23 protein-coding genes are annotated in these 22,730 nt (G+C 47.0%); 1 reads left to right on the top strand and 22 read right to left on the bottom strand.

The features are described 5' to 3' along the window. Positions 1-4: 4 nt before the first annotated feature. Entirely contained in the window at positions 5-2,983 is a 2,979-nt protein-coding gene (locus AC781_RS00750; RefSeq protein WP_141675655.1) for a PD-(D/E)XK nuclease family protein, read from the bottom strand. Between the two features lie 541 nt (positions 2,984-3,524). On the opposite strand from AC781_RS00750, the gene AC781_RS00745 reads away from it, so the two are divergent. Continuing rightward, positions 3,525-4,388 carry a sialate O-acetylesterase gene (locus tag AC781_RS00745; protein WP_067771996.1) on the top strand — a complete coding sequence of 288 codons (864 nt, stop codon included), beginning with the start codon at positions 3,525-3,527 and terminating at the stop codon, positions 4,386-4,388. A gap of 90 nt (positions 4,389-4,478) precedes the next feature. Here AC781_RS00745 and AC781_RS00740 read toward each other — a convergent pair whose 3' ends face one another. The 21 genes from AC781_RS00740 to AC781_RS13860 form a co-directional block, all read right to left on the bottom strand. Next, entirely contained in the window at positions 4,479-5,522 is a 1,044-nt protein-coding gene (locus AC781_RS00740) for an SGNH/GDSL hydrolase family protein (protein ID WP_141675654.1), read from the bottom strand. 78 nt (positions 5,523-5,600) lie between these two features. Next, positions 5,601-6,737 (bottom strand): metallophosphoesterase, encoded by a 1,137-nt coding sequence (locus AC781_RS00735; RefSeq protein WP_067771927.1) that lies wholly within the window; start codon positions 6,735-6,737, stop codon positions 5,601-5,603. A gap of 33 nt (positions 6,738-6,770) precedes the next feature. Then, the gene (locus tag AC781_RS00730; RefSeq protein WP_141675653.1) at positions 6,771-6,992 is read right to left on the bottom strand and encodes a hypothetical protein; all 222 of its coding nucleotides are present in this window, start codon (positions 6,990-6,992) and stop codon (positions 6,771-6,773) included. Positions 6,993-7,396: 404 nt separating this feature from the next. Then, on the bottom strand, positions 7,397-7,894 hold the full coding sequence (locus tag AC781_RS00720; RefSeq protein ID WP_067771919.1) for a hypothetical protein: 498 nt from the start codon (positions 7,892-7,894) through the stop codon (positions 7,397-7,399). Between the two features lie 91 nt (positions 7,895-7,985). Beyond that, positions 7,986-8,384, bottom strand: a complete 399-nt coding sequence (locus AC781_RS13540) for a hypothetical protein (protein WP_141675652.1) — start codon at positions 8,382-8,384, stop codon at positions 7,986-7,988. 217 nt (positions 8,385-8,601) lie between these two features. Further along, positions 8,602-9,099, bottom strand: a complete 498-nt coding sequence (locus tag AC781_RS00705; protein WP_067771909.1) for a hypothetical protein — start codon at positions 9,097-9,099, stop codon at positions 8,602-8,604. Then, a complete protein-coding gene (locus AC781_RS13535) occupies positions 9,056-9,490 on the bottom strand; it encodes a hypothetical protein (RefSeq protein WP_141675651.1) in 435 nt (144 codons plus the stop codon). The genes AC781_RS00705 and AC781_RS13535 overlap by 44 nt, the downstream gene beginning before the upstream one ends. A gap of 152 nt (positions 9,491-9,642) precedes the next feature. Further along, on the bottom strand, positions 9,643-10,296 hold the full coding sequence (locus tag AC781_RS00695; protein WP_067771903.1) for an RHS repeat-associated core domain-containing protein: 654 nt from the start codon (positions 10,294-10,296) through the stop codon (positions 9,643-9,645). Between the two features lie 169 nt (positions 10,297-10,465). Then, the gene (locus tag AC781_RS13530; RefSeq protein WP_141675650.1) at positions 10,466-10,879 is read right to left on the bottom strand and encodes a hypothetical protein; all 414 of its coding nucleotides are present in this window, start codon (positions 10,877-10,879) and stop codon (positions 10,466-10,468) included. Between the two features lie 116 nt (positions 10,880-10,995). Continuing rightward, positions 10,996-11,502: a hypothetical protein gene (locus AC781_RS00690; protein WP_067771899.1), complete on the bottom strand. Its 507-nt coding sequence runs from the start codon at positions 11,500-11,502 to the stop codon at positions 10,996-10,998. A 115-nt stretch (positions 11,503-11,617) separates the two neighbouring features. Beyond that, positions 11,618-12,745, bottom strand: a complete 1,128-nt coding sequence (locus AC781_RS00685) for an RHS repeat domain-containing protein (protein ID WP_067771896.1) — start codon at positions 12,743-12,745, stop codon at positions 11,618-11,620. 118 nt (positions 12,746-12,863) lie between these two features. After that, positions 12,864-13,466, bottom strand: a complete 603-nt coding sequence (locus tag AC781_RS00680) for a hypothetical protein (protein WP_176712466.1) — start codon at positions 13,464-13,466, stop codon at positions 12,864-12,866. 63 nt (positions 13,467-13,529) lie between these two features. Beyond that, positions 13,530-14,597, bottom strand: a complete 1,068-nt coding sequence (locus tag AC781_RS00675) for an RHS repeat domain-containing protein (protein ID WP_067771890.1) — start codon at positions 14,595-14,597, stop codon at positions 13,530-13,532. Between the two features lie 204 nt (positions 14,598-14,801). Continuing rightward, positions 14,802-15,434, bottom strand: coding sequence for a hypothetical protein (locus AC781_RS13525; RefSeq protein WP_141675648.1), 633 nt, complete (start codon positions 15,432-15,434; stop codon positions 14,802-14,804). Between the two features lie 5 nt (positions 15,435-15,439). Then, entirely contained in the window at positions 15,440-16,441 is a 1,002-nt protein-coding gene (locus AC781_RS00670) for an RHS repeat domain-containing protein (protein WP_067771886.1), read from the bottom strand. 548 nt (positions 16,442-16,989) lie between these two features. Beyond that, positions 16,990-17,562, bottom strand: coding sequence for a hypothetical protein (locus AC781_RS13520; RefSeq protein WP_141675647.1), 573 nt, complete (start codon positions 17,560-17,562; stop codon positions 16,990-16,992). A gap of 179 nt (positions 17,563-17,741) precedes the next feature. Further along, complete coding sequence (locus AC781_RS00665; protein WP_067771883.1) at positions 17,742-18,875, bottom strand: RHS repeat-associated core domain-containing protein; 1,134 nt, start codon at positions 18,873-18,875, stop codon at positions 17,742-17,744. Positions 18,876-19,045: 170 nt separating this feature from the next. Next, the gene (locus AC781_RS13515; protein ID WP_141675646.1) at positions 19,046-19,846 is read right to left on the bottom strand and encodes a tetratricopeptide repeat protein; all 801 of its coding nucleotides are present in this window, start codon (positions 19,844-19,846) and stop codon (positions 19,046-19,048) included. Positions 19,847-19,849: 3 nt separating this feature from the next. Next, positions 19,850-21,013: an RHS repeat domain-containing protein gene (locus AC781_RS00655; RefSeq protein WP_067771877.1), complete on the bottom strand. Its 1,164-nt coding sequence runs from the start codon at positions 21,011-21,013 to the stop codon at positions 19,850-19,852. A 90-nt stretch (positions 21,014-21,103) separates the two neighbouring features. Continuing rightward, on the bottom strand, positions 21,104-21,481 hold the full coding sequence (locus AC781_RS13510) for a PDDEXK family nuclease (protein ID WP_071133467.1): 378 nt from the start codon (positions 21,479-21,481) through the stop codon (positions 21,104-21,106). A gap of 425 nt (positions 21,482-21,906) precedes the next feature. After that, on the bottom strand, positions 21,907-22,730 hold an 824-nt coding region (locus tag AC781_RS13860), incomplete at its 5' end, for an RHS repeat-associated core domain-containing protein (RefSeq protein ID WP_176712464.1).

Genomic DNA, 22,730 nt, shown 5'->3' with positions numbered 1-22,730 from the left:
CAAATCAATCGGCAAGGTTCGGAAAGGCGGGTTGGGGCAAATCCAGCATCGCCCGCAGCGAGTCGGGAGCCAGAGCGTTCATGATCTCATCGTCATACGGGGAAAGCCCCAGATCTTCGGCCGAATACAGGCACCGGCCTTCGCGAATCATCAGGGCCGTTTCCCGCGTCCATTGCCGCACACTGTCCATCAGCGATTCATCGGGCACCCACGCCTCAACGGTAACGCCGCCCCGCTGGCGCGGCAGGTTGTAGTAGCAGGTCTCCGGCTGCCGCGTGCAGCCGTACCGCCCGCTTTCCATCACGGCCAGTGCATACAGGGGCAATTGCAACTCCTTCCAGCGGCACAGCTCCTCCCTGCCCTTGCGCTCGCGCGCCACAAGAGGCAGCATGGGCAAAAGATGGTGGAACCGGATGGAGGCATCCTCCTTCAGGGCTTCCAAATGCTTGTCCTCGCAGGGCATCGCCTTGCCCGTCTTGTAATCGATGATGCGGATACGCCCGTCGGCATGCCTGTCGATACGGTCGATGCGAATCTTCAGATGCACGCCCTGTTCCATCGTCCAGAGAAATTCCGCTTCCCGGCCCACATTCTCCCAGCCTTCCTGCAGATCCTTCAGGTGCCGGGCGGAGAAGCTTTCCAGACTTCTCGCCGCGAGCCGCTTTTGAATCATCAGCGGGGCAAGGGGCCGTTCACCGTACGAGGATGCGAAGCGACGGTCGAGCATCTCCAGAATACGGCGAGCCATTCCCCGCTCATCAAGACCACCTCGGAGAGCTGGAAATTCCGCCACGAAATCCTCCAGCACGCCATGCACGAGAGTACCGTATTCATTGAACTCCATGGCGCGTTTCCTGTCGGGATAATCCTTGTCCGGATCGATGCCGAAAAGCTCCCGCAACCAGAACCTGAGCGGGCAGCGCAGGAACCGCGCCAGCAGGCTCGGGGAAAAAGGCCGGGATGCATCGGCCCAGCGGCTGGATGCGGCGGCATCCAGCATGGAGATGTGTTCCATATTCCGGCCATCATCCGGCATGCGTTCCTGCCCCGCACACAGATGCCAGCCGCCGCGTTCGAACGGACGGGGGCGGGACACGGCCTCCATCGTCTCGAACAACAGGCGCACACGCGCCGGAAGTTCTTCATCCGAACAGCGAAGCAGCAGGGACGACGGCTGCACGGGATTGCGCTCCGGATCCTGCCGCGCCACGAAAAAATGCACACACCCCACCGCACGTCTCGGTTCCAGCAGAGAGGCGAGGAGGAAGGCATCCCGGGCCGTACGCAGCCGGCTGTCTTCCCAGCCGAGTACGCGGCGCAGCCTGTCCGGCAAAAAGGCATCCTCCACCTCCACATCCGGCACGCGGCCTTCATGGAACCCGGTCACCAGCACATTCCGTTCACGGCTGTATGCCAATTCCATCCAGCCGAGCGCATCAAGAGCAAACTCCTCCCGGTTCCTCTCCACGGCAGCTACGCCCCGAGACCAGCTCATCAGCACATGCAGGGCCACCCGGCTGGCTGCAAAAACACCCCGGCGCGTTTGCAGGCGGCGCAGAGTCTCCAACGCTCGGCGCAGCTTCTCCATCATGCCGTATTCCGGCAAATGGGGCAGCACCGCTCCCGACAAGGCATCCAGCAGGGACAGCATGGCGAAGGCGAACGAACCGTCACGCCCCAACCGTGCCAGCCAGTCACCCACCTTGCGGGCATAATCCGCCGCCGACAGGCAGGCCGCAAGATCGGCCTCCGCCCCCTCTCGCCCCATAGCTTCCAGCGCAACAGGCAAATCCTCCGCGTTCGCAGGAAAGCGGGTCCGGCGCACCTCATCCAGCAGACGGCACACGCCATACAGGGAGCGAACACCGAAGGCCCTTGCTACCAACGGCGAGCGCAGCAACGCTTCAAACGGCTCGCACCTCCCCCCGCCATCCAGCGCCCGATCCAGAGATTCCATCAGCAGTCCCCAGCCGGAAGCGGACAACGCCCGCCCCTCAGGCCGGTACACGGGCCACCCGGCATCGCCGAATTGCGTACACAGCGCCGCCACAAAACGATCGTCGCAGGCACCGAGGGCCACATCCTGCAATTCCGCTTCCGGCATGGCAGACATCACGCGAAGGCACCCGGCAGCCATACCCCGTTCCTCTGCCGCCACATGGATCATGCTGTCCGGTACTCCTGCATCACGCGTATTCCACCCCTCCAGCGGCACCCCGAAGGCATCGAACCAGCCGGCCAGCTCCGCCGGAGCATGCACCCAGATGTCCACACGGCATGCCCGTGCCAATTCCTGCAGGCAACGGCGCAGCACAAACGGAAGTTCCGGCACGCAAGCCACGATCAGGCGCTCGACACCCTCCCGGCGGCAGGCATTCCCGGCCATGGCAGCCCTCGCTTCGTGAGGGGGCTGCAGCTCCCAGCGGCGCAGCATGGCATCCACCCGCTCAGCCAGCTTCTCGAGATCCAGCCAACGCTCGGCTTCATCATCCACCCACATATCCAAACCGTCTTCCCCTCCGAAGGAAGCCTGCAAAGCTTCGCGCACAGCCGCACAATCGCATTCGTGATCCGCCAGCTCGCGCCGCACCTTCATCAGGCGTGCAGCCAGCCCGACCGCCCATTCCTCGCGGCCCGCTTCCGGCACGACCGGAAACAAGCGGGAAAAACTCTCCGCATCCGCATCCATCAACACGGCGGTCCATGCAGCCAGCTCAGCCACCTCGTCCGCCACACCATCCCCACCAGCTTCCACCAGCTGCCCCGGCAGCATCACCCGGGGCGACAACAAAGCTTTGGAATCCGACCTCTCTGCCAGAAGAGCACGCAACCGCCTGCCGGATTCCTTCGTCGGCACGACAACGGCACATCGACTCAATGCCAGCGCCTCCTGTCGTCCGATCTCCAGCAAACGTTCTGCCACCGCTTCCGCCGCAGGCTTCTCCCACCCCAAAAACTCCACGCCAGGCAACCTGTCCGTCATGCCCGCATGTTAACATTTGCCGGTTCGGCTGGTCGAGCAAAAACAGCTCAAGAACCAAGGAATCCCCTGTCAAAGATATGGGTTATCAATATTGGATCTGTATTTCCTCTGCTACGAATATTTCATAAAAAGAGGATTGATGGAGAAGGGAGGCTATTAACCTCCAGGGTGATCCTGACTCTTTGGAACTAGCCTCTTTCCCAACACTTCTCCATAACCCCTGTTCCTCCAGTCATCATATTGATTGTCCAATTTAATACAATTAAAACTACATTTATAATCACTTTCAACATTTCCTTAATTCCTTTCATTTTGAATAAAAAAAGGAGAGATGTGGATAAGAAGAATTCTACAGTTCCAAGAGCCAAGGTGACGATTTGAAATCAAATCTGAAAGAATTATACTCAAATTTGATGCCAATGTCAACCCATGATTGTTCAGGATAGATAAGTATACCCATAAAAAATACTACTCTGCGAAATTTTCGTCGCCCATCCACCGTATGTATCAATCGAACCCATCCGAACGGATCACGACCGCCATGAAAAAACTCCTTCACTTTCTCCTTGCCTGCACGGGCATCCTTCCCTCCTTCGCCGATGATATCGACATCGTCCTGATCGGAGGGCAATCCAATGCCACCGGGCAGGCCTACGTTCGCAACATCCCCTCGCAATTCAAAACCGATCCCGATGTGCAAATCTACTACTCGAAAGGCACCAACAAAGGACAGGGCTCCGAACAATGGAAACCGCTCTGCCCTGCCTCCGAATCCCTCGACCGCTTCGGGGTGGAACTCACGCTCGGCACGGAACTGCACAAACTCCTTCCGAACAGGAAAATAGCCCTCATCAAACACGCCCTTTCCGGCTCCAACCTCTACCAGCAATGGAACCCGGGCAACAGGCCGGGCCAGCAGCGCGGAGCCGAATACGCCAAATTCATGGAAACCGTCAACAAAGGCATGGCGGAACTCCGCAAGCAAGGCCACACCCCCACCATCCGCGCCATGGTCTGGCAGCAGGGAGAAGCCGACGCCCACAAACGCTCCGGCATGGAGAATTCGAACGCGTACAGCGCCAATCTGGCAAACTTCATCGCGCAGGTTCGCAAAGACACGGGCGCTCCGGACATGTTCTTCGTGTACGGCACCGTCTTGCCCAAAAACCTGCCCAACTATCCCGGCCGCGATGTCGTTCGCGAGGCGCAGCGCCACCTCTCGCAGGATGCCGGCACACCGTTCTCCATTCCCGGGGCCTTCGTCGTCGATGCAGACAACCTTCAAATGCGTGCGGAAGACTTCCGCTCCCCCCTGCCGGACGATTACCTGCACCTCGGTACCTTCGGCATCATGAACCTCGGAGAGCGTATGGCACGCACCATCAAAAAACACTGGAAACAGTAACTCCCGGTTCGCTACATCTTCGCCTCGATGAGGCGGCAACGCTACCATGCACAGACGGTTCCCGCCTGTGCATGGCTTGTTTCGGCAGGATCACTTCACCTCCACCCTCTCCGAACCGCCGCCCTCCTCCGAATGAAAACTGGCGGATTGCAGCTTCATCTCCGGCGAAAACACAGCCAGCAGCATCACACGATTGCGCAACCCGAACTGGTACGTTCGCCCCTCCGCATTGGCATGAGTCGGTTTTCCGATCATGGCCACCAGCGCATCATACGTCAAATCCCGCGTCAACTTCGGCTTAAGCTCCTCCTTGCTCACAATGCGCGACTGCTCTGCCGCGTACGCCTCCAAAAACTTCCTGCCGTCGAACGTCCGGCTCGTCTCCCACGCCACCTGCTGCAGCGCGCGGGCCTGGGCCGCCGGAATATCGCAAACCACATGCTTGCCAGCAGCCATCGTACCGGGCAATCCGACGGGCGACTTGCGGAACAAAGTCGCATAAAACACACAGGCCGTCAGATAACTGCCGAGTGCACTCGGATGCTGACCATCCTCCAGATACAAATTCGCCTTCGGATGCAACCGCATACAGGCGGCCCAGGCAGGCCCCACCGGCACCAGAAGCGCACCCGTCTCTTCAGCGCGCCGGGCATACTCCAGCGTCAGAATCTTCTGCATCTCGCCGTTCACGCCTCCTGATGCCTTCTCCTCGCGGTATCCCCAAGTCACGAACAGCACGGGAATCGCCCCCTTCTCCCGGATCAGCTTCCCGAACAACCCGGCATACTTCTTCATCGCATCCGCCCGGCCCACCGGAGTGGAACTCTGCTCCTGCAGCACCACATAACGCCACGAACCACTCTCAAGGCGGCTCTTCCCCTGCCCCGGATTATCCCAGTGGGATTGCAGCGTCGCAGCGCCTTCCGCCTGCATGCGGCACGTCAGCGGAATGCCGGATGCCTGCGCCAGCCCCTGCAGCATCAGCGGCATCTGATTGAAATAGGTAAAACTGTTGCCGATGAAAAGAATCCTGCCATCGCCCGCAGCCGCCCGGGCATCTTTCGCGGGCGCAAACCCCGCCACACAGCACAAAACACACAGAAAACACAAAAACGGAAAACGCAATCCGAACATGACGCCATCATACCCCGTTTCACCGGAAACCTCTACCCGCAAACCTGTCATCCGGCCATGCCGCACCGGAAGCAACCGTCACTTCTTCCGGTAAAGGCGCAGCAAACCGATCTCGGAAGGCACCCCGATCCGCACCGGAAAACCGTTCCAGATACACGTCCCGTTCGATACATGCAGCACCATCGGCCCCACCTGATAATTCCCCGAAACATACCCTTCATTGAATGCCGCGATCAGGCGATCCACCCCCGGCATCAGCCCGCCATGCGTATGCCCGGAAATCTGCAAACAGGCTCCCTGTGCCGCCGAATCCGCCGCCAGGCGCGGCTGGTGCACAAGAATCAGCTTGAAAACATCATCTCCGCATCCTTCCAGAGCCTTGTGGGCATCGGGAAAATCCTCCCCGCTCCGCGATGCCATCGGATCGGTCACCCCGGCCACGACGAACTTCCCTCCATCAAGAGGCACACGCCCATTGCACAGCATCCTGATCCCCATGCGGGACAAATGCCCCATCCATTCCCGGTAGCCGGAATAATACTCGTGATTGCCCGGCACGCCGAACACGCCGAACCGCGCCTTCAAATCCGCCAGCGGCTGAACCGCCTCCCGGCAATCCTCAATCGAACCGTCCACAAAATCGCCGACAATCACCACCATATCCGGACACGCGGCATTCGTCCGCCGCACAATCTCCCGGATGTGGTCGGGAGACGTCGTATGATCCACATGCAAATCGGCCAGCACCGCCACCGACATCCCTTCAAACTCCTCCGGGAGACGACTCACGAACACCGGCTTCTCCCGCAACTCAGGCACACGGCTCCCCTCCACCATCCCGAATGTCGCCGCGCACAGGGCCAGCGCCAGAAGAACAAGATTCACCCGGTTACCGATCTTGCAGATACCCTCCGGCGCCTTCCTCCTCCGGCAAATCCGCACCAGCAGCCACACCCCGCGCACCGCATCCGCCGCCAGCAGCAGGAAAAAGAAAAACAGCAACGAGGTAAACATCCACGTCGCCGCCGACTGCACCGCCCCCGGCACATCCGGAGCAAAAAACTTCGGACCGCCGAACAGATACAACACATGGAACTTGAATGCCGCCACCAGCAGCACGGCGGAAACAGCCGCCTTCCACGGCCACCGCAGCCGCAAAGGCCACACCCCGCGCCAAAACACATACAAAGCCAGCAAAATCTCAACAAACAACATAGGAACAAAAACTATCGACAAAACAACCCGGCATCACATCTCGCACTCGAAACGATCATCCTTCCACCGCCAATAAACACGGCTGATCTCACAATCCCCCTCGATACGATAAACGGCATACACGCCATTCGTCCACGACGGACTCACATCCTCCAGCTCGACGCCGCTCACCTGCGTGGCCCATGGCAACGCCCTGATCTCCTGCGGGATAGTCCGGGACAGGTAGACATACCCATACACTGCAGCTGAAGCCACAACTGCCGCACCCATCCAAACCAAGCTCTTCCGGCTTCCCATAAAACGATCCTACCATTCCGCTGCACATGAGGTCAATGCGACCGCACGTCAACCTCGAAAGGTTCCGCCCGCAGAAGACTGGCTGCTCTCTCCCGCCTGCCAGCCTCCGGACCATAAACGACGCCCTGTTCCGCCGCATCATCGTTGGCAATCGAGAAAACCGCCAACCAAAACTCCCTTCCATCAACAAAGGGAAATATCCGGCCCGCAATTCGGCGTCCAACCAAGGCCGCACAGGCACCGACACCCCGGCATCACCTGCCACACAACAGGCAATCATCCCTGAACATACGCAAAACATAGAACCCCTTCATCATATATCATATGCTTGAATGGTTGAAACCCGCCTCCCGCCCCGCACATCAACCCTCGCATTTCCATGCGCGGAAGGCAACGGCAACCTTCCTCGCCTCCTTATACAATTCATTATCCGCAAACAACGCATCGGCATCAGCCATGAACTGCCGCTCTTCGTCACTCAGCAACATCTCAAACGCAGCCATGATGAACAGCGTACGCTCCACAAAAAGCTTCACATTGCCCACATCTTTGCGAGCATATTCTCCTTGGAAATACCTGATCGCCACATGCAGACATGTCGGCATATAGTACCGGAGAAAAGGAGTGATCAAAACATGATACGGCAAAATCGTCGTATCCTCTTCCAGCGGCAGAATATCGGCTTCCCACGAACACTCGAACCAGCTTAATCGGCGCGCGTGGACATACTCGCAAAACTCAACGATCGGAGACTCATACACCCGATAGGCAAAAAGACGGATGCAAACGCGATACGACTCCGCATCGGGCAACGGGTACTCCGGAAACAAAGCCTTCAAACGGGCAACAGGATCATTCATCTGAAAAAGTGGGTAGAAAAGCCAGTATGCCGGGACTGAATGCAGGAGTCAAGCCAACAAACATGTTTGCGCAGACTTGCGTACGAACGGCTCAACAACATGGCTTCCTTTTCTCGTTCGGACGAAAATCAATACGCCGCAAACGAGGCGCATCGGGATCCAGAGCACGGCGAAGATAGGGATAATCAAGATAATCGAGATAATCGCTCTCTTCCATCAGGCTGCAGAACTCCCGCAGCAACTCTCTTTCATCAGAAGAAAGGAGATGCACATGATCAATGATACTATCCAACGTACGCTCAAAAAATGAATCGATATTTCCGCACTCCGCAGCTTCATAAACGCCGGAAATATACTCAATGGCAATATGCAAACACATCGGAAAATAATACCGGAGAAAAGGAACGGAAAGCACATAATTCGGCAAAATCGTCGTATCCTCTTCCAATGGCAAAAGATCCCTTTCCCATGAACATTCGCACCAGCTCATACGGCGAACATACACATATCTGCTGAACTCGACAGCCGGAGAGGCGAACGATATTGGAGCCAGACTTCGCAAACACTCCCGATACTCCTCGCGGCCGGGCAGCGGATGCTCGGGATACAAACGCCTCAACTTCAGAACAAACGAATGATACGATTCTCCAGCCATGCCGCTTCTTTTAACACCAAATCACGGACAACTCAATCCGATTTCGACAATATCACTGCAATTTCAACAATCCCAGTGGCTCACCCGTCTTCAGATCGCAAAAATAAACGATATATTCGTCCAGAACGGGTAGTTGTGACTTATCCTTTTTCCTCCACGACGTGATTTGGAAAACAAGATACCGGTCTCCGCCGATCAGAGGCAAAAACTCTCCCTTCTTTTTCAATGACTCGAGCCACTCAAACGTTTGCGAATCACCATACCGAATGATGCCGCTCGATGGGATCTCTTCTGTACGAATCGTGACATTATAATAAACCTCAGACTTATGTTGCTCACGCCACTTCTCGGCAAAATGAGCTTTCACCAAGGGAATGGCACGCTTGATCACCGAAAGGTTGATATAAGGATCGAACTGCACCTCCGGTTCCTGTGCCGATACATATAGGCAATTCGCCAACAACAGGCATAAAGGCAATAATTTCATCTTCTTTTTTACAAAATATTCACCATGTTCTCCAGAAACCTTTGACTTCACCTGTAGAGACATGACAAAGGTACACCATTTCACCATCGAACGGCCCGGAATCCGGCCAATAACCGAAATAAAAAGCGATGTATCTTTCACCGGGTTCAAAAGCAACATCCCGATCATCACCATTCAGAGAATACATATATTTTTTCTTCTTACTGACCCCATCATCCCTGACATATTGAACCTCACCATGTTGATCCGCAAGCAATGCATCTATCATAACCACATGTTCCCCCCAATCTTCACGAATCTCCTCCTTTCCTTTTCTTTTTTCCAAAAATTGTTCGAGATGGGGAATACAACGCGCAATATCATCCATGGCCTTCCATGCATAATCCTCCTGCCTCTGGGGAGATCCCCAGAGGCAGGAGCAGAACAATATACTCAGAATAAATATTTTCATCATATCATTTACACGATAGCAGTTTTTGGGGTACCAGGATTATTCAATTCTGGAGGAGTTGTCGTTTTATTAGGGTCAAGAGTATAAATGGCCCCGGGTGGAGTACCTAAATATCCAGGAACACCTAATTGATGAATTTTCATAATATATTGCGGCTAAAACGTTTCATATAGATCCTTACTGGATGCTTTGCCATGGGTATGCCAAATACCGGCCAATCTATATCCAAAAGGACAAGGAGGAGCGTCCTCAGGTTCCACTTCGCCGTTTTTACCTTGAACATGCGTTGTTATATATAGATATTTTTTTGTTTTGCGCACACAACATGCACATACTCGCCCCCCATATTCTACATCGTTTTTTATCGAAACAGGATTCCACTTTTCTATGACATTTCTTGCAGCCTGCTTTGCACTCTCTACACCTTTACAGTCAATTTCAATGTCATCTTCTCCCGATATCTTAACTCTAATCTCTTCCAAGGCTTTTGCCATCTCATCATCCGTGGTTTCCAAACCATGTAAATCATATAACATCGACGGATTATTTCTGACGTAGATAGACAAATGCAGATGCTCTCGCTCCCCAATGGGATCCCTGTTGATCCATCTGCCGTCGGCGGGGTTGTAGTGTCTGTAGTTGTAGTAGACGAGGGCTAGTTCGGGGTCGTAGTGTTCGCTGCTCCACTGGATGGGCTGGTCGATGCCGCTGGCGGTGACGGTGCCGTACGGGGTGTAGTCGTACGCTGTGGCGATTGTGCCGTCCGCCTTGTAGAGTTCGGTGACGTTTTTCGTGAGATCGTGTACCATGTGTCGTTTTGCGGAGGGAAATCAACCTTGCCATCACAGGCTGAATCGAATGTCAGTGATAAGATCAAGCCAACCCAGTAACGCATTGTTTCGATTGATATTGAACACTGCGTCTTGCTTAGTAGTCCCAATAGAACACTCTCACATCTCTATTCACCTAAAACAATAATCAATTACAATTAAATGATTTATTAATTTTATTTTCAATCATGCATAATCGTTTCGATGAATTTGCAGGCGACACATATTTTGTGGTACAAAAATATGGAGTCCCCCCAATACATATTTTTAATTCTAGAGAAGGGAAATCCGAATACGACGATTCATTTTTGTCTGAAGTTAAAATTTTATCTTTGATCAAGCCTTCAACATCGTTTTTTAACCACAACAAATTTTCTGATGATATAGAACGTGATGATACTGTGCCATTTTTTTGTTCTCTTGATATAGTATGATACTGATAACACTTAATGGTACCTTGCCCCTCTTGATTGATAGAAAAAGAAAATTGGGTTAAATTATTTTTATTAAGTGGAAAATTACCTTTCATATATGGGGAGCATCCTGTTAACAGAATTGTCATAATGATATATAATATGCTAATTTTCATATGTAAACTATTGTTTGTAGGTATAATTACATTCTGGTAAGTATGAATTGATTATATTTTTCCAATAACTATCATAGATAGCTGTATAGTTAGCATTCTTCGTCTAATAAATTCTTCAAGTATTTTTTTCTTTTATCACATGAATCTCGAATTTCCGTCTTCAAAAAATCTTTCATTATATTTTTATTTGGATAATGTTTCAGAAAACCGTAACACATGTCATGCCATGTCAAAAACACAAAATTATTAGGAGTGATTAACATCCAATTCACAACATCTTTCGAACAAAGTCCCAAAGAATAGATTTTCAAAAGAATTCTTTCACTTTCGTTTGAATCATCTAATAGATGCGTTGCATATAATTGCACATATTTGTTTTTCGATTCCAATAATGGCCTAATTTGAGAAGCCGAGAAGCGATGTGTGGAATTCTCAGATAGCGCAAATATCAATTGTATTTTATAATAAATATCTCTCTCTTGATTCTCAGGAATTTGTATAATATATAATACTAAAAATTCCGCATCCTTTTTCTTATTTAGATCCAACGATAACTGATTCAGATCATTCCAAGGTTTCCTTTGCTCCTTGGACATTTGATGCAAGCCTATTACGGGTATATATTTCTTTTGGCAATTCGAACATGATATGATGCAAAAACATAACGCGCTCAATAATACGCCAAATTTAAAATTATACATATTGATATTTTTATTGAAGGCTCACTACTTTACAATTATAACATGTTTTTGGAATTTCATCACTGATATTTTGTATTATTGTATCATATTCAGACGCTATTGTCATAGCTTGGGCCTCATGCATTATGCCTTTGTTTTTTTGATTTCTGCCATATTCTACACCATTTACATTATAATAACGATCCAGCAAACCGAGAAGATGTCCTATTTCATGCCCGACAGCATCAACAAATTCAGGTTCAGTTCTCCATTTTGTCATTAATATAACATCCTTACCATATTTTTTACGATATGCTTTTTTTTCAGCTTCAGTCATCATCGATATTTTGTGATCTGTGTCTCTAAATAACCTCCACCACCGTTGCCATACAATATCAAATGTAATCACAAATATACAACATGGCTCACAAACTAACGCATGAGTTTTATCCCATCGCTTTTTTATTGCATTCTCAAATAATTGTTCTGTTTCACTCTCTCTTCCCTCTAAATCCAACGTCATCATTACATCAATTGTCCCTGATTGTTTATCTCTATTCACATTTATTTCAACATGAAACCCATAAGACCAATTGTGCGGATAGGATACACCATCTTTCGTCAGAACCTGACTTTGGTGTCCTTCAACCTTTTTGGTACCTAACCAATCAATGATTCGAATTGCAGCATTCCCCATCAATCCATACACATTATATCCACCTATTTCAGCAATGGGATCCCTGTCGATCCATCTGCCGTCTAGTGGGTTGTAATGGCGGTAGTTGTAGTAGACGAGGGCGAGTTCGGGGTCGTAGTGTTCGCTGCTCCACTGGATGGGCTGGTCGATGCCACTGGCGGTGACTGAGCCGTAGGGGGTGTAGTCGTAGGCCGTGGCGATGGTGCCGTCCGCCTTGTAGAGTTCGGTGACGTTTTTCGTGAGGTCGTGGCCGTATGTGTACCATGTGCCGTTTTTGCGGAGGGAGAGGGGACGCGTCGCTACGGGCTGGCTCGGGTCCCAGTGGAGGAGCCAGAGGGCCGGGGCGTTGCTGCGCGTGAGGTCGAGGGCCGCGATTTGCAGGTAACCACGGTAGAGGTAGTGCTGGTGGAGGGTGACTACTCCGTTGACGGTTAATTTTTTATAATAACGCCTTTTGTTCATTTTATTGTTTTACCTTGTCGTAAAGAAAGAATCCTTTACGACAAGGTTGTCAGAACTTATTTTGTGTGCAATTATCAACTAAGTATATACATAATAATCTACTGAGTACAGCATCTCGTCATTTTGATGTCGATGTCTCGTTATCACTACGGTACGTTTTATCCAACAATTGTTTGGTATCTATGTCATGTTTGATATAGATATTGTAATGATTCGAATTTATACGAACATCTGAATAGGTATGAGTCTTTGAATCTATAAGCAATTCATTTATAACAAATGTAACACGTATGATATGATCTCCTTGTTTTATCGTACCGAAATTGATCACATCAAATTCAATGAACTCATTATTATTCAATTCTATATCTTTCCATGTTAATAGATTACCGAGAGGATGCCCCAACACTGTCTGACTATCTTTCAAATCCTCTTCGATACAATTCGCAGATAAAGGCCAGTAAATATGTTTTAAAATAATTCTTTCATTGCTAATATTTTGTAATCGCATATTGATTTTCAATTTCTTATTATCATATGTAATAGTCCTAATTTCCAATTTCAAATATTGGGGAGGTACAGTCGTTAAATGATCTTCACTTTCGTCAGCATCCGCCAAAACATCGCCTGTAATGATAAAAAAGGCAAAAAAGAAATAAAAACATCTTATATAATAATTATGCAATATTCTTTTTAGAGTATGATTTTCCATTGAGTCCATGTTCATATTTTTTCGCATTATCATAGTAAATTCTTAATAATTGATCATACAAATATAATTTGATTATTTTTGCTTCTTCTTTTTACAACATTTTCTTATATAATTATATATATCAGGAGATGTTACATTAGGATCCGAGACATACCGTATTTTCACAGATTCCGTACCTTTCACTCCAGATTCAGGAACATAATCCCAAGCTTTGGGCGATCCGTCTTCTTCCAAGCAATTTCTACGGACACCATGAACGTCCAGAAGATCAATAAGATCTATTTCATCTATCGTTCTTATTTTCCATATACTTCGTGCTGTCCATATATCATCTATATACGCTCTTTTCATTAGATCATCGACCACCGCACGTAATCTTCTGGGGTCTATTAATTCTCCGTTTTCATTTTCACGAGCACGAATATGTACATAAACAGCCATTGCTTCTTCCGTGTCACAATCACAATGACATTCCCCACCATTTTTCATATTGGTACAGCTCCATCCCAATGCAGTAAACAGTTCATCGAAAGAACTGGCTCCTAACTGCAAATCGCCATTTAACCCTGTTGAATATTCGATACAATTAATACGTGACATATCCAAGGTAGCATCCGTATTCGGAATGTGAATCAATTCTAGTCCCAGAACATCCAAAAAAGCATAAATGGAATTCTCGACAAAAGCGTACAAATTTCTCCCCCCGTTTTCTGCAAATGGATCCCTGTTGATCCAACGCCCATCTAGTGGGTTGTAGTGGCGGTAGTTGTAATAGACGAGGGCGAGTTCGGGGTCGTAGTGTTCGCTGCTCCACTGGATGGGCTGGTCGATGCCGCTGGCGGTGACGGTGCCGTACGGGGTGTAATCGTAGGCCGTGGCGATGGTGCCGTCCGCCTTGTAGAGTTCCGTGACATTCTTGGTCAAATCATGCCCGTATGTGTACCATGTGCCGTTCTTGCGGATGGAGAGCGGGCGGGTGGCGATGGGCTGGGCCGGGTCCCAGTGGAGGAGCCAGAGGGCGGGGGCGTTGCTGCGCGTGAGGTCGAGCGCGGCAATTTGCAGGTAGCCCCGGTAGAGGTAATGCTGGTGCAGGACTACGGTTCCGTTGACGGTGACTTTTTTCATGTAGAGCTGTCCCATACAGACAATCTAATTTACTATCCTGTACCATTTCTGGTACAGGATAGTAGATAAAATCAGTTTTAACGCATAGTGTCACTTTAGTAATTTAGATAAATTACTTCTCATTTTTAATACATCATCTTCGAATTCATTAATAATCATTCATTCCATTATCAACAATGACAATATCATGCATATCTCGCAATAATAGAACTTTTGTCTTCATTTTTTATTTTTCAATATCGAATAAGTCATCTTGCCGTTTCTTTTCTGCACATTTATATCGAATAATCTTTTAGGGTTATTGGCTGATAAATCTTCATCATAATAAATTACAGATAATGTATATACACCTTCTTTTAGATATCGCAAATCTCCCACATACGAGTCTATCTCACGAGTTAATGGAAATAACAGCTTACAAGCAACCGATGCATTCAATTCTTCTGAAAAATAATTTCGTGCCAGAATGATACCAATATCATTTTCTGCCAACGGTGAAAACAATGATTCATGAAAAGATACTCTCATCTTGCCATCTGGAACAGTCACAGAATAACGAGGCATTGACCTATGCACTTTAAACCGAGCCAAAATAATATAATCAGGAATGAAGGAATCATTTGCCGGGCGAATGTTTAATTCATACTCACCAGGAGGCAGCTTTGCTCGAATGGCTTTTGATTTTACTTCAAGGCTGGAAAAGAAATGTTTGGATAATTCCTTTTCAACAGGAGTGATTTTAAATTCAAAAGCATCATTTTTCGGAAGATTCAGCTGAATTTCTATCTCTTGTACATGATCAAAAACACCCAAAATATAACTAATACATGAAATAATGATTTCTTTTATCATAAGATCTATACATCAAATGCCACTTTATTTTCATCAAACGGAGCAGGTTTTTGGGGACACCGAATCTCCCATGTCATAAATCTATTCCATTTACCCTGTTCAGTCGTTCCCATCACCCTATTGGGTAAGTTATTCTCATCATCAGATCTGGCCCTATCTCCCACTGCAATGAATTTCATTGTAATCTTGGTGCAGGATGTACATTCACACAGGCGCCGGGCTTCAGCATTTGCTGTCTGGCGAGCCTTTGCTAATAAATTAGCAAATCCCTGACGCACATCGCCTGATATTCTTCCTCGATTAGGATTTAATCCCGCATTCTTAGAAGTATCCGCTACACCAATATTACCTCTTGACACATCTGGAAAATTGGGAATTTGAAAGTCCGACCTAGTTTGAGGCAACTTGATTTGGCATCCTAATAATCCAAATTTGCATGACTCCGAATTATAATAAATCCACTCTTGATCTACCCAGTCTAAAACTTGATTACCATGTCCCCAAATAAGCATAATCGTACATTCTTTAATGACACTATCACCTTCTTCGGTTCCCAAAAAATCGAATAAATCCATTATCCTATTTCGGGCAAACCCGTACAGATTCCGCCCACCCTTTTCAGCGATGGGATCCCTGTTGATCCAACGACCATCTAGTGGGTTGTAATGGCGGTAGTTGTAGTAGACGAAGGCGAGTTCGGGGTCGTAGTGTTCGCTGGACCATTGGATGGGCTGGTCGATGCCTGTAGCGGTGACTGAGCCGTAGGGGGTGTAGTCGTAGGCCGTGGCGATGGTTCCGTCCGCCTTGTAGAGTTCGGTGACGTTTTTCGTGAGGTCGTGTCCGTAGGTGTACCATGTGCCGTTTTTGCGGAGGGAGAGGGGGCGCGTCGCTACGGGCTGGGTCGGATCCCAGTGGAGGTACCAGAGGGCCGGGACGTTGCTGCGCATGAGGTCGAGGGCCGCGATTTGCTGGTAGCCACGGTAGAGGTAGTGCTGCTGCAGGATCATAGTTCCGTTGACGGTTACTTTTCACATATATAATCTTCTATTTTTCATTTTAAATTAATAATTAATGAGTCATAGCATTGCTTCGACTATATGCCTTGGAGGAAGCATATCCTCCAAGGCATAAGTTGCCATGACTATTGTCTAAGTGGGCGTTGGGCGTTTCTTAAACAATCACGAACGTGGTTTACAATCCATATGCCATTTTCTCTAGCTTGTCTTGAAACATATTCTAAATAAACTATTTGTAAATCATGCAATTTATTAGAGAAAACAACTATCACCCTTTGAACTTTTTGCTTTGGATATCTAAGCCATGAAACAGTCGAGATTAGGAGTAAATAGCTTGCAATAAACGCAATACATATCAATTAAATTGAAAACTGCCGAGAGATTGCTAAAATCAGTGTGATGAAACGCAAGAGATTTAAAGGAATACCCTTTCTGTTACATCTCAAAAAATATGAATGCAGATTCAAGCATCATCACTCCGACATCTATCATTTTTTCCTTTCTCTCTTCAGAGAGAGACTTTTAAAGTTGGATTGAACCTATTTATTTAAAGGAATTCTTTCTGTCAGAGGAGCAGATATGGGAATATAGCCTTCCATATATTCTAAAAGAATCAGTGCAAAACGTTCTTTTTTCGTTGAATCTTTTTCGGCCTTGTTTTTTAATGTTTCAATTTCTTGTGCACTAATTCCACATTCATATAGATGTAAAGAGAGCGGCCGCCATCCCGCTGACCATGGAATATTTTGAACTTGTGATAACACTTCAAGTAAAAGATCGTGTTGGCGTAATCGCAAAAACAGAATACCCATAGATAAATCTTTTTTATCTTCGACTATAGAAGACTGATCAATGGCATATATATACTGTACGATCTCTTGATCAGATACTTTTGCTAATTCTTGAAAAAGATTATCAATGACTTGCTGATACTGAAGTTTTGTAGTGATTCGATTTGGAATGATTCGATCAATCTTGATGAGGTGTTCATCCATAACTTTGGAGGCTTGAGGTGTTTTGATATTTCCTTCGGAATATGCTGAATCAAAAATAATAACACATGTTAAAATGAAGTATATATTTATATTACTGATTTGTGATAGTTTCATCATACTATGCTTTTACTTTTTTTATAATCGAATACGGCCTGTCCAATCTTGGCAACATGAGGAAAATACGTTGTTGTTTGATCAAAGACAATAATTGGTTCTTTAATGCCCTGCATATAGGATCCTCTGGTTAATATTTCTTTCACTTCTTCTTCGGTACTCGGAACAGGAATACCATGTCCCTAGAATTGATCATCACCTAATTTAATAATATTTTCGCCTTGTAAAGATCCTAATCTACTATCATATCTGGGATCATTTTTTATATACCCCCAGTCGCCAAGTTGCATGGATTTAATATCGCTCGCCTTCACTTGCATTAAGTATTGACCATCTGGTTTTTTAAATGATCTTAATGTAAAGAGATCATTGAAGACGCTTTTTCCAACTGTATCCATAACACCCTTGGCCACTACTACCAAAACTGCGTGATGGCATTCCAATGGACCTCTTCCTTCATGGAAAAATCTATCTAACTCATCTCCTTGCCAATTTAAATCGAAGTATTGTACTTTACCAAAGTTTGCATTTAGTGATTTTGTTGCAGCAACAATATTATTTCTAATTTGTTTTTCTAGAGCTTGAAGAATTGGAGCTACTTCATATATCTTACCCTTTTCGGGCATACCTTTAGGTATATGAACTATTTCTCCCGCAATTTCTTTATAAAGCGTTTCCCACGAATCATTTTCCTGAGCACAAATATGTCCTTTATATCCAGATGAGGAAAATGTCCATTCATCTTCTCGCGCCCATAAACCTAGAGAATCACAATATAATGTTGGCGCATTCCCGACAAAAGCGTACAAATTCCGCCCACCCTTTTCAGCGATGGGGTCGCGATTGATCCATCTGCCGTCGGCGGGGTTGTAATGGCGGTAGTTGTAGTAGACGAGGGCGAGTTCTGGGTCGTAGTGTTCGCTGGACCACTGGATGGGCTGGTCGATGCCGTTGACGGTGACTGAGCCGTACGGGGTGTAGTCGTAGGCCGTGGCGATGGTGCCGTCCGCCTTGTAGAGTTCCGTGACATTCTTGGTCAAATCATGCCCGTATGTGTACCATGTGCCGTTCTTGCGGATGGAGAGCGGGCGGGTGGCGATGGGCTGGGTCGGGTCCCAGTGGAGGAGCCAGAGGGCCGGGGCGTTGCTGCGCGTGAGGTCGAGGGCCGCAATTTGCAGGTAGCCACGGTAGAGGTAGTGCTGGTGCAGGATTACGGTTCCGTTGACGGTGACTCTTTTCATGTAGCGCCGTCCCATGTAGTCGTAGCCGTTTTCGATGACGGTACTGCCATTTGCTCTGATGGAAAAAATAAACATTCACTTGTTACATCCTTATCACTCTCATAATAAACTGCTATCCTGTATTGGAGACAATACAGGATAGCTAAATCACACTCTTTTAGTCGAAGGTAATATATTCACAGAATTTCATCAAGAATGTACTGCACAAATATTACATGCTACAATGTATTATTCTGATGAACGCGTTAGTATACTTTCAATCTCCTAATATCATCCTCCAATGATTTGTAATTTTTTGCATGATCATGCATCATGGCCTTCTCTAAATATTCCAAAGCCTTGCGCAAACTTTCATCACGCGAAATACGTTCAACAAACAAATACGAAGCCGGACTATCCGAACCATCAAGTTTCTTATTATCATAATTCTGATACACTTCCATATATGCTCGGCCTAAAGCACATTGAGCATCGAAGTATCCTGCATCTGCCGATTTCTTCAAAAATGCCATCGCCTGCTTTCGAATATCTCCGGAACGATTGGGCAATGTCATGAGAAACATCAGTTCGTACATGCGGTAAGGGGCTTCCATATCCCCCTGATTGTCTGCAAGCGTGTACCATTTGATTGCTTCCAAGGCAAAACTCATATAATCCTTTTTTGTTACAGAAGTTGTAGCAGATTCAATTACAGATTCACACGATGTTCGTACTTTCTGGGCATAGTAATTGCCTATAACAACTTGTGCATGAGGATCACCATTTACCGCCCTTTGCATACTCTGCATCAAATAAGATTGATATTGGCCAAAAGTCTGACGATTCGCACCCATGTCTCTTTTAAGTTCGGCATAATTTCCTTCTTCCAATATGCCTGGTACATTAAAAATACCAGGTAGATTAGATTGTTCTTCTTTATTTTGAGGCAAATCTACCGATGGCCGTAATAAATCATCAAGATTTGGATGAGAAAAGGTCATTCCTTCTACAGAAGCGCAATTTATCCATCTTGTAAAAAATATTATAAATAAAATATTATTATTCATGTTTCATTGTAAATTTAAAATAGCATCTTGCTCACAAGTAACACACCAAAATTCACGATTATAATCTTTTCCCAAGGATCCCGCCCATTGCTCTCGCTTCCACGTATAAATATCCATTGCACCATCTTGGACTGAATCCAGAATATGCTGAGGAATTTCCTGTTCTAATCGAGTCAATATATCGACTAACATAGGACCATCAGAATGGTCTGCTCCTTGAACAGTGCTACCATCTATAGACACAATGCAAAAATCATATCGGCCGACCGCCTCTCCTTGATTTTTTATTGGTTTATGTCTTCCATCTATCACGGAATCAACATTATATGTTTTATCGGGACGTTGTTTAAATATTCTCGGCGTACCATTATTAGTTTCACCTTCAAATGTGTGAATTCCGAAAATACGAGGGCACGCTTTCCCTCCAAACATATTCTTAGCATTTTCACATTCTTTGCTTTCTTTCATACTTTGCAATTTCTGATATGCTTCCTCATATTGTGCATAGCATCTACTCATATCTAGATGAATTTGACCTAGAGTTGCTTTTGTGACTCCGATGCACCCTTCAGCAGTAATTACACATATATTCATAATTGCATTCCGATAACTATTATCTGTTTTCTTTCTGTTTTTTATTTCTTGAATAAAATGTTCTTCTATCCACGGAATTAATGGCACAAATCCTAACCAATCACTCCACCTTATACAATTATTCCCGACAAAAGCGTACAAATTCCTCCCGCCCTTTTCAGCGATGGGGTCGCGGTTGATCCATCTGCCGTCGGCGGGGTTGTAATGGCGGTAGTTGTAGTAGACGAGGGCGAGTTCTGGGTCGTAGTGTTCGCTGCTCCACTGGATGGGCTGGTCGATGCCAGTGGCGGTGACAGTGCCGTACGGGGTGTAGTCGTAGGCCGTGGCGATGGTGCCGTCCGCCTTGTAGAGTTCGGTGACGTTTTTCGTGAGGTCGTGGCCGTAGGTGTACCATGTGCCGTTTTTGCGGAGGGAGAGGGGGCGCGTCGCTACGGGCTGGGTCGGGTCCCAGTGGAGGAGCCAGAGGGCCGGGGCGTTGCTGCGCGTGAGGTCGAGGGCCGCGATTTGCAGGTAGCCACGGTAGAGGTAGTGCTGGTGCAGGACTACGGTTCCGTTGACGGTGACTTTTTTCATGTAGCGCCTCCCACAGAGTCATATCTGTTTTGGATACGGTTGGGAGAGAAAATCTTCCCTCCCAACCATACAATCCCGCAAGTTTAGTCTCTAGTTATCTTCCCACTTCATAAATTCTTCTTTTTTGACTGGTTTAAGAAGAGGTCCATTATTTTGACTGAAACGAATGGAATGAATGGAAATACCTGCTTGTTCCATTTGTTTGATCAAATCTTTAATTTCACGATGCGTAGACAACGATTTTGAAATTTCCAAACGATAAGATTTTTTGGAATTTAAGGCTTTAGCGAGATCTTCTATTGTCGTGTATTCCGTTCCTTTATAGAAAAACGGTGTAAGTGTCCCATGAACAATGATCGATTCCCTATCAAGCGATCTATGTTGGGTATATGCACATATCGGAATATCAGCAATCAATGGTTTGATACTAGTCATCGCAAAAATAAACACATATCCTATTATTTTCATACTTTATTCATTGTTATTCTTTTTCAATATCATTTGGTGAAATTGTATTACTTCTCTTCTTACAGCAACACAACATCGTTTTATTAACAAATAAAGAATCTAAATCATTTTGTGTGAATTTGATAATTTTTTGTTTCTCGGAACTATATCCAAGAAGATGCATACCATTATCTCATAATAATTTTATAAAAATACACTAACATCAAATGAACAAATATCATACAAATTATCATTAAAAAAATCATTATCCAAGACGGATCTCGAAAACAATCTCCAAACAAACTTACAAAGATAGCAGATTCTGCATCTTCATAATTTTGTTTAAAGAAAACTTTTAAAACAATAAATTTAAATATAAGAAAATCTATAGGTAATAAAAATAATGTAAGGATTATTAAGTATATTTTCATATCGAAATTAATTTGTTATCTTCTCACGACATCACCGCTTTGAAGAGTCCCGTCCTCTATCAGATGTATTATTGAGGAACAAGAAGGTGCAGGTATATTTGTTTTATTTGAAACAGTTGTTATCAATATTTCTACTCCATGATCTTTTTTACACCATGGCACACATGGTATGCTATAGCAATTGTCAGTACCACGATGATAACACCGATAATAGCATTTACGTCTTGTAGTAATATGTTCTGGACCCACCCATGTCCTCCGAATAAATTTCCCTTGTTGAGTAACTATCCCTTTCGTTAAGACGCAAGCAGGATATCCTTTCAACCCTTTCAAATCGACATTCCTCAAAATATTTCCAACAAACCCGTACAAATTCCTCCCTCCTTCTTCAGCGATGGGGTCGCGGTTGATCCATCTGCCGTCGGCGGGGTTGTAATGGCGGTAGTTGTAGTAGACGAGGGCGAGTTCGGGGTCGTAGTGTTCGCTGCTCCACTGGATGGGCTGGTCGATGCCGCTGGCGGTGACGGTGCCGTATGGGGTGTAGTCGTAGGCCGTGGCGATGGTTCCGTCAGCCTTGTAGAGTTCGGTGACGTTTTTCGTGAGGTCGTGGCCGTAGGTGTACCATGTGCCGTTTTTGCGGAGGGAGAGGGGACGCGTCGCTACGGGCTGGGTCGGGTCCCAGTGGAGGAGCCAGAGGGCCGGGGCGTTGCTGCGCGTGAGGTCGAGGGCCGCGATTTGCAGGTAGCCACGGTAGAGGTAGTGCTGGTGCAGGATTACGGTTCCGTTGACGGAGACTTTTTTCATGTAGCGCCGTCCCATGTAGTCGTAGCCGTTTTCGA

It is taken from the genome of Neoakkermansia glycaniphila (assembly GCF_001683795.1).
Classification (GTDB): domain Bacteria; phylum Verrucomicrobiota; class Verrucomicrobiia; order Verrucomicrobiales; family Akkermansiaceae; genus Akkermansia; species Akkermansia glycaniphila.
This window is presented reverse-complemented; position numbering and strand designations above follow the sequence as displayed.

Coding starts and splice junctions, on each gene's coding strand:
- AC781_RS00740 (WP_141675654.1), bottom strand. CDS start 5,522: ATGTTCGGATTGCGTTTTCCGTTTTTGTGTTTTCTGTGTGTTTTGTGC.
- AC781_RS13535 (WP_141675651.1), bottom strand. CDS start 9,490: ATGATGAAAATATTTATTCTGAGTATATTGTTCTGCTCCTGCCTCTGG.
- AC781_RS00705 (WP_067771909.1), bottom strand. CDS start 9,099: ATGTCTCTACAGGTGAAGTCAAAGGTTTCTGGAGAACATGGTGAATAT.
- AC781_RS00670 (WP_067771886.1), bottom strand. CDS start 16,441: ATGATCCTGCAGCAGCACTACCTCTACCGTGGCTACCAGCAAATCGCG.
- AC781_RS13530 (WP_141675650.1), bottom strand. CDS start 10,879: ATGACAATTCTGTTAACAGGATGCTCCCCATATATGAAAGGTAATTTT.
- AC781_RS00675 (WP_067771890.1), bottom strand. CDS start 14,597: ATGGGACAGCTCTACATGAAAAAAGTCACCGTCAACGGAACCGTAGTC.
- AC781_RS13525 (WP_141675648.1), bottom strand. CDS start 15,434: ATGATAAAAGAAATCATTATTTCATGTATTAGTTATATTTTGGGTGTT.
- AC781_RS00695 (WP_067771903.1), bottom strand. CDS start 10,296: ATGGTACACGATCTCACGAAAAACGTCACCGAACTCTACAAGGCGGAC.
- AC781_RS00665 (WP_067771883.1), bottom strand. CDS start 18,875: ATGTTTATTTTTTCCATCAGAGCAAATGGCAGTACCGTCATCGAAAAC.
- AC781_RS00690 (WP_067771899.1), bottom strand. CDS start 11,502: ATGTCCAAGGAGCAAAGGAAACCTTGGAATGATCTGAATCAGTTATCG.
- AC781_RS00750 (WP_141675655.1), bottom strand. CDS start 2,983: ATGACGGACAGGTTGCCTGGCGTGGAGTTTTTGGGGTGGGAGAAGCCT.
- AC781_RS13520 (WP_141675647.1), bottom strand. CDS start 17,562: ATGATGAAACTATCACAAATCAGTAATATAAATATATACTTCATTTTA.
- AC781_RS00735 (WP_067771927.1), bottom strand. CDS start 6,737: ATGTTGTTTGTTGAGATTTTGCTGGCTTTGTATGTGTTTTGGCGCGGG.
- AC781_RS00685 (WP_067771896.1), bottom strand. CDS start 12,745: ATGAACAAAAGGCGTTATTATAAAAAATTAACCGTCAACGGAGTAGTC.
- AC781_RS00745 (WP_067771996.1), top strand. CDS start 3,525: ATGAAAAAACTCCTTCACTTTCTCCTTGCCTGCACGGGCATCCTTCCC.
- AC781_RS00720 (WP_067771919.1), bottom strand. CDS start 7,894: ATGAATGATCCTGTTGCCCGTTTGAAGGCTTTGTTTCCGGAGTACCCG.
- AC781_RS13515 (WP_141675646.1), bottom strand. CDS start 19,846: ATGAATAATAATATTTTATTTATAATATTTTTTACAAGATGGATAAAT.
- AC781_RS13510 (WP_071133467.1), bottom strand. CDS start 21,481: ATGAAAATAATAGGATATGTGTTTATTTTTGCGATGACTAGTATCAAA.
- AC781_RS00655 (WP_067771877.1), bottom strand. CDS start 21,013: ATGAAAAAAGTCACCGTCAACGGAACCGTAGTCCTGCACCAGCACTAC.
- AC781_RS13540 (WP_141675652.1), bottom strand. CDS start 8,384: ATGAGCTGGTGCGAATGTTCATGGGAAAGGGATCTTTTGCCATTGGAA.
- AC781_RS00680 (WP_176712466.1), bottom strand. CDS start 13,466: ATGGACTCAATGGAAAATCATACTCTAAAAAGAATATTGCATAATTAT.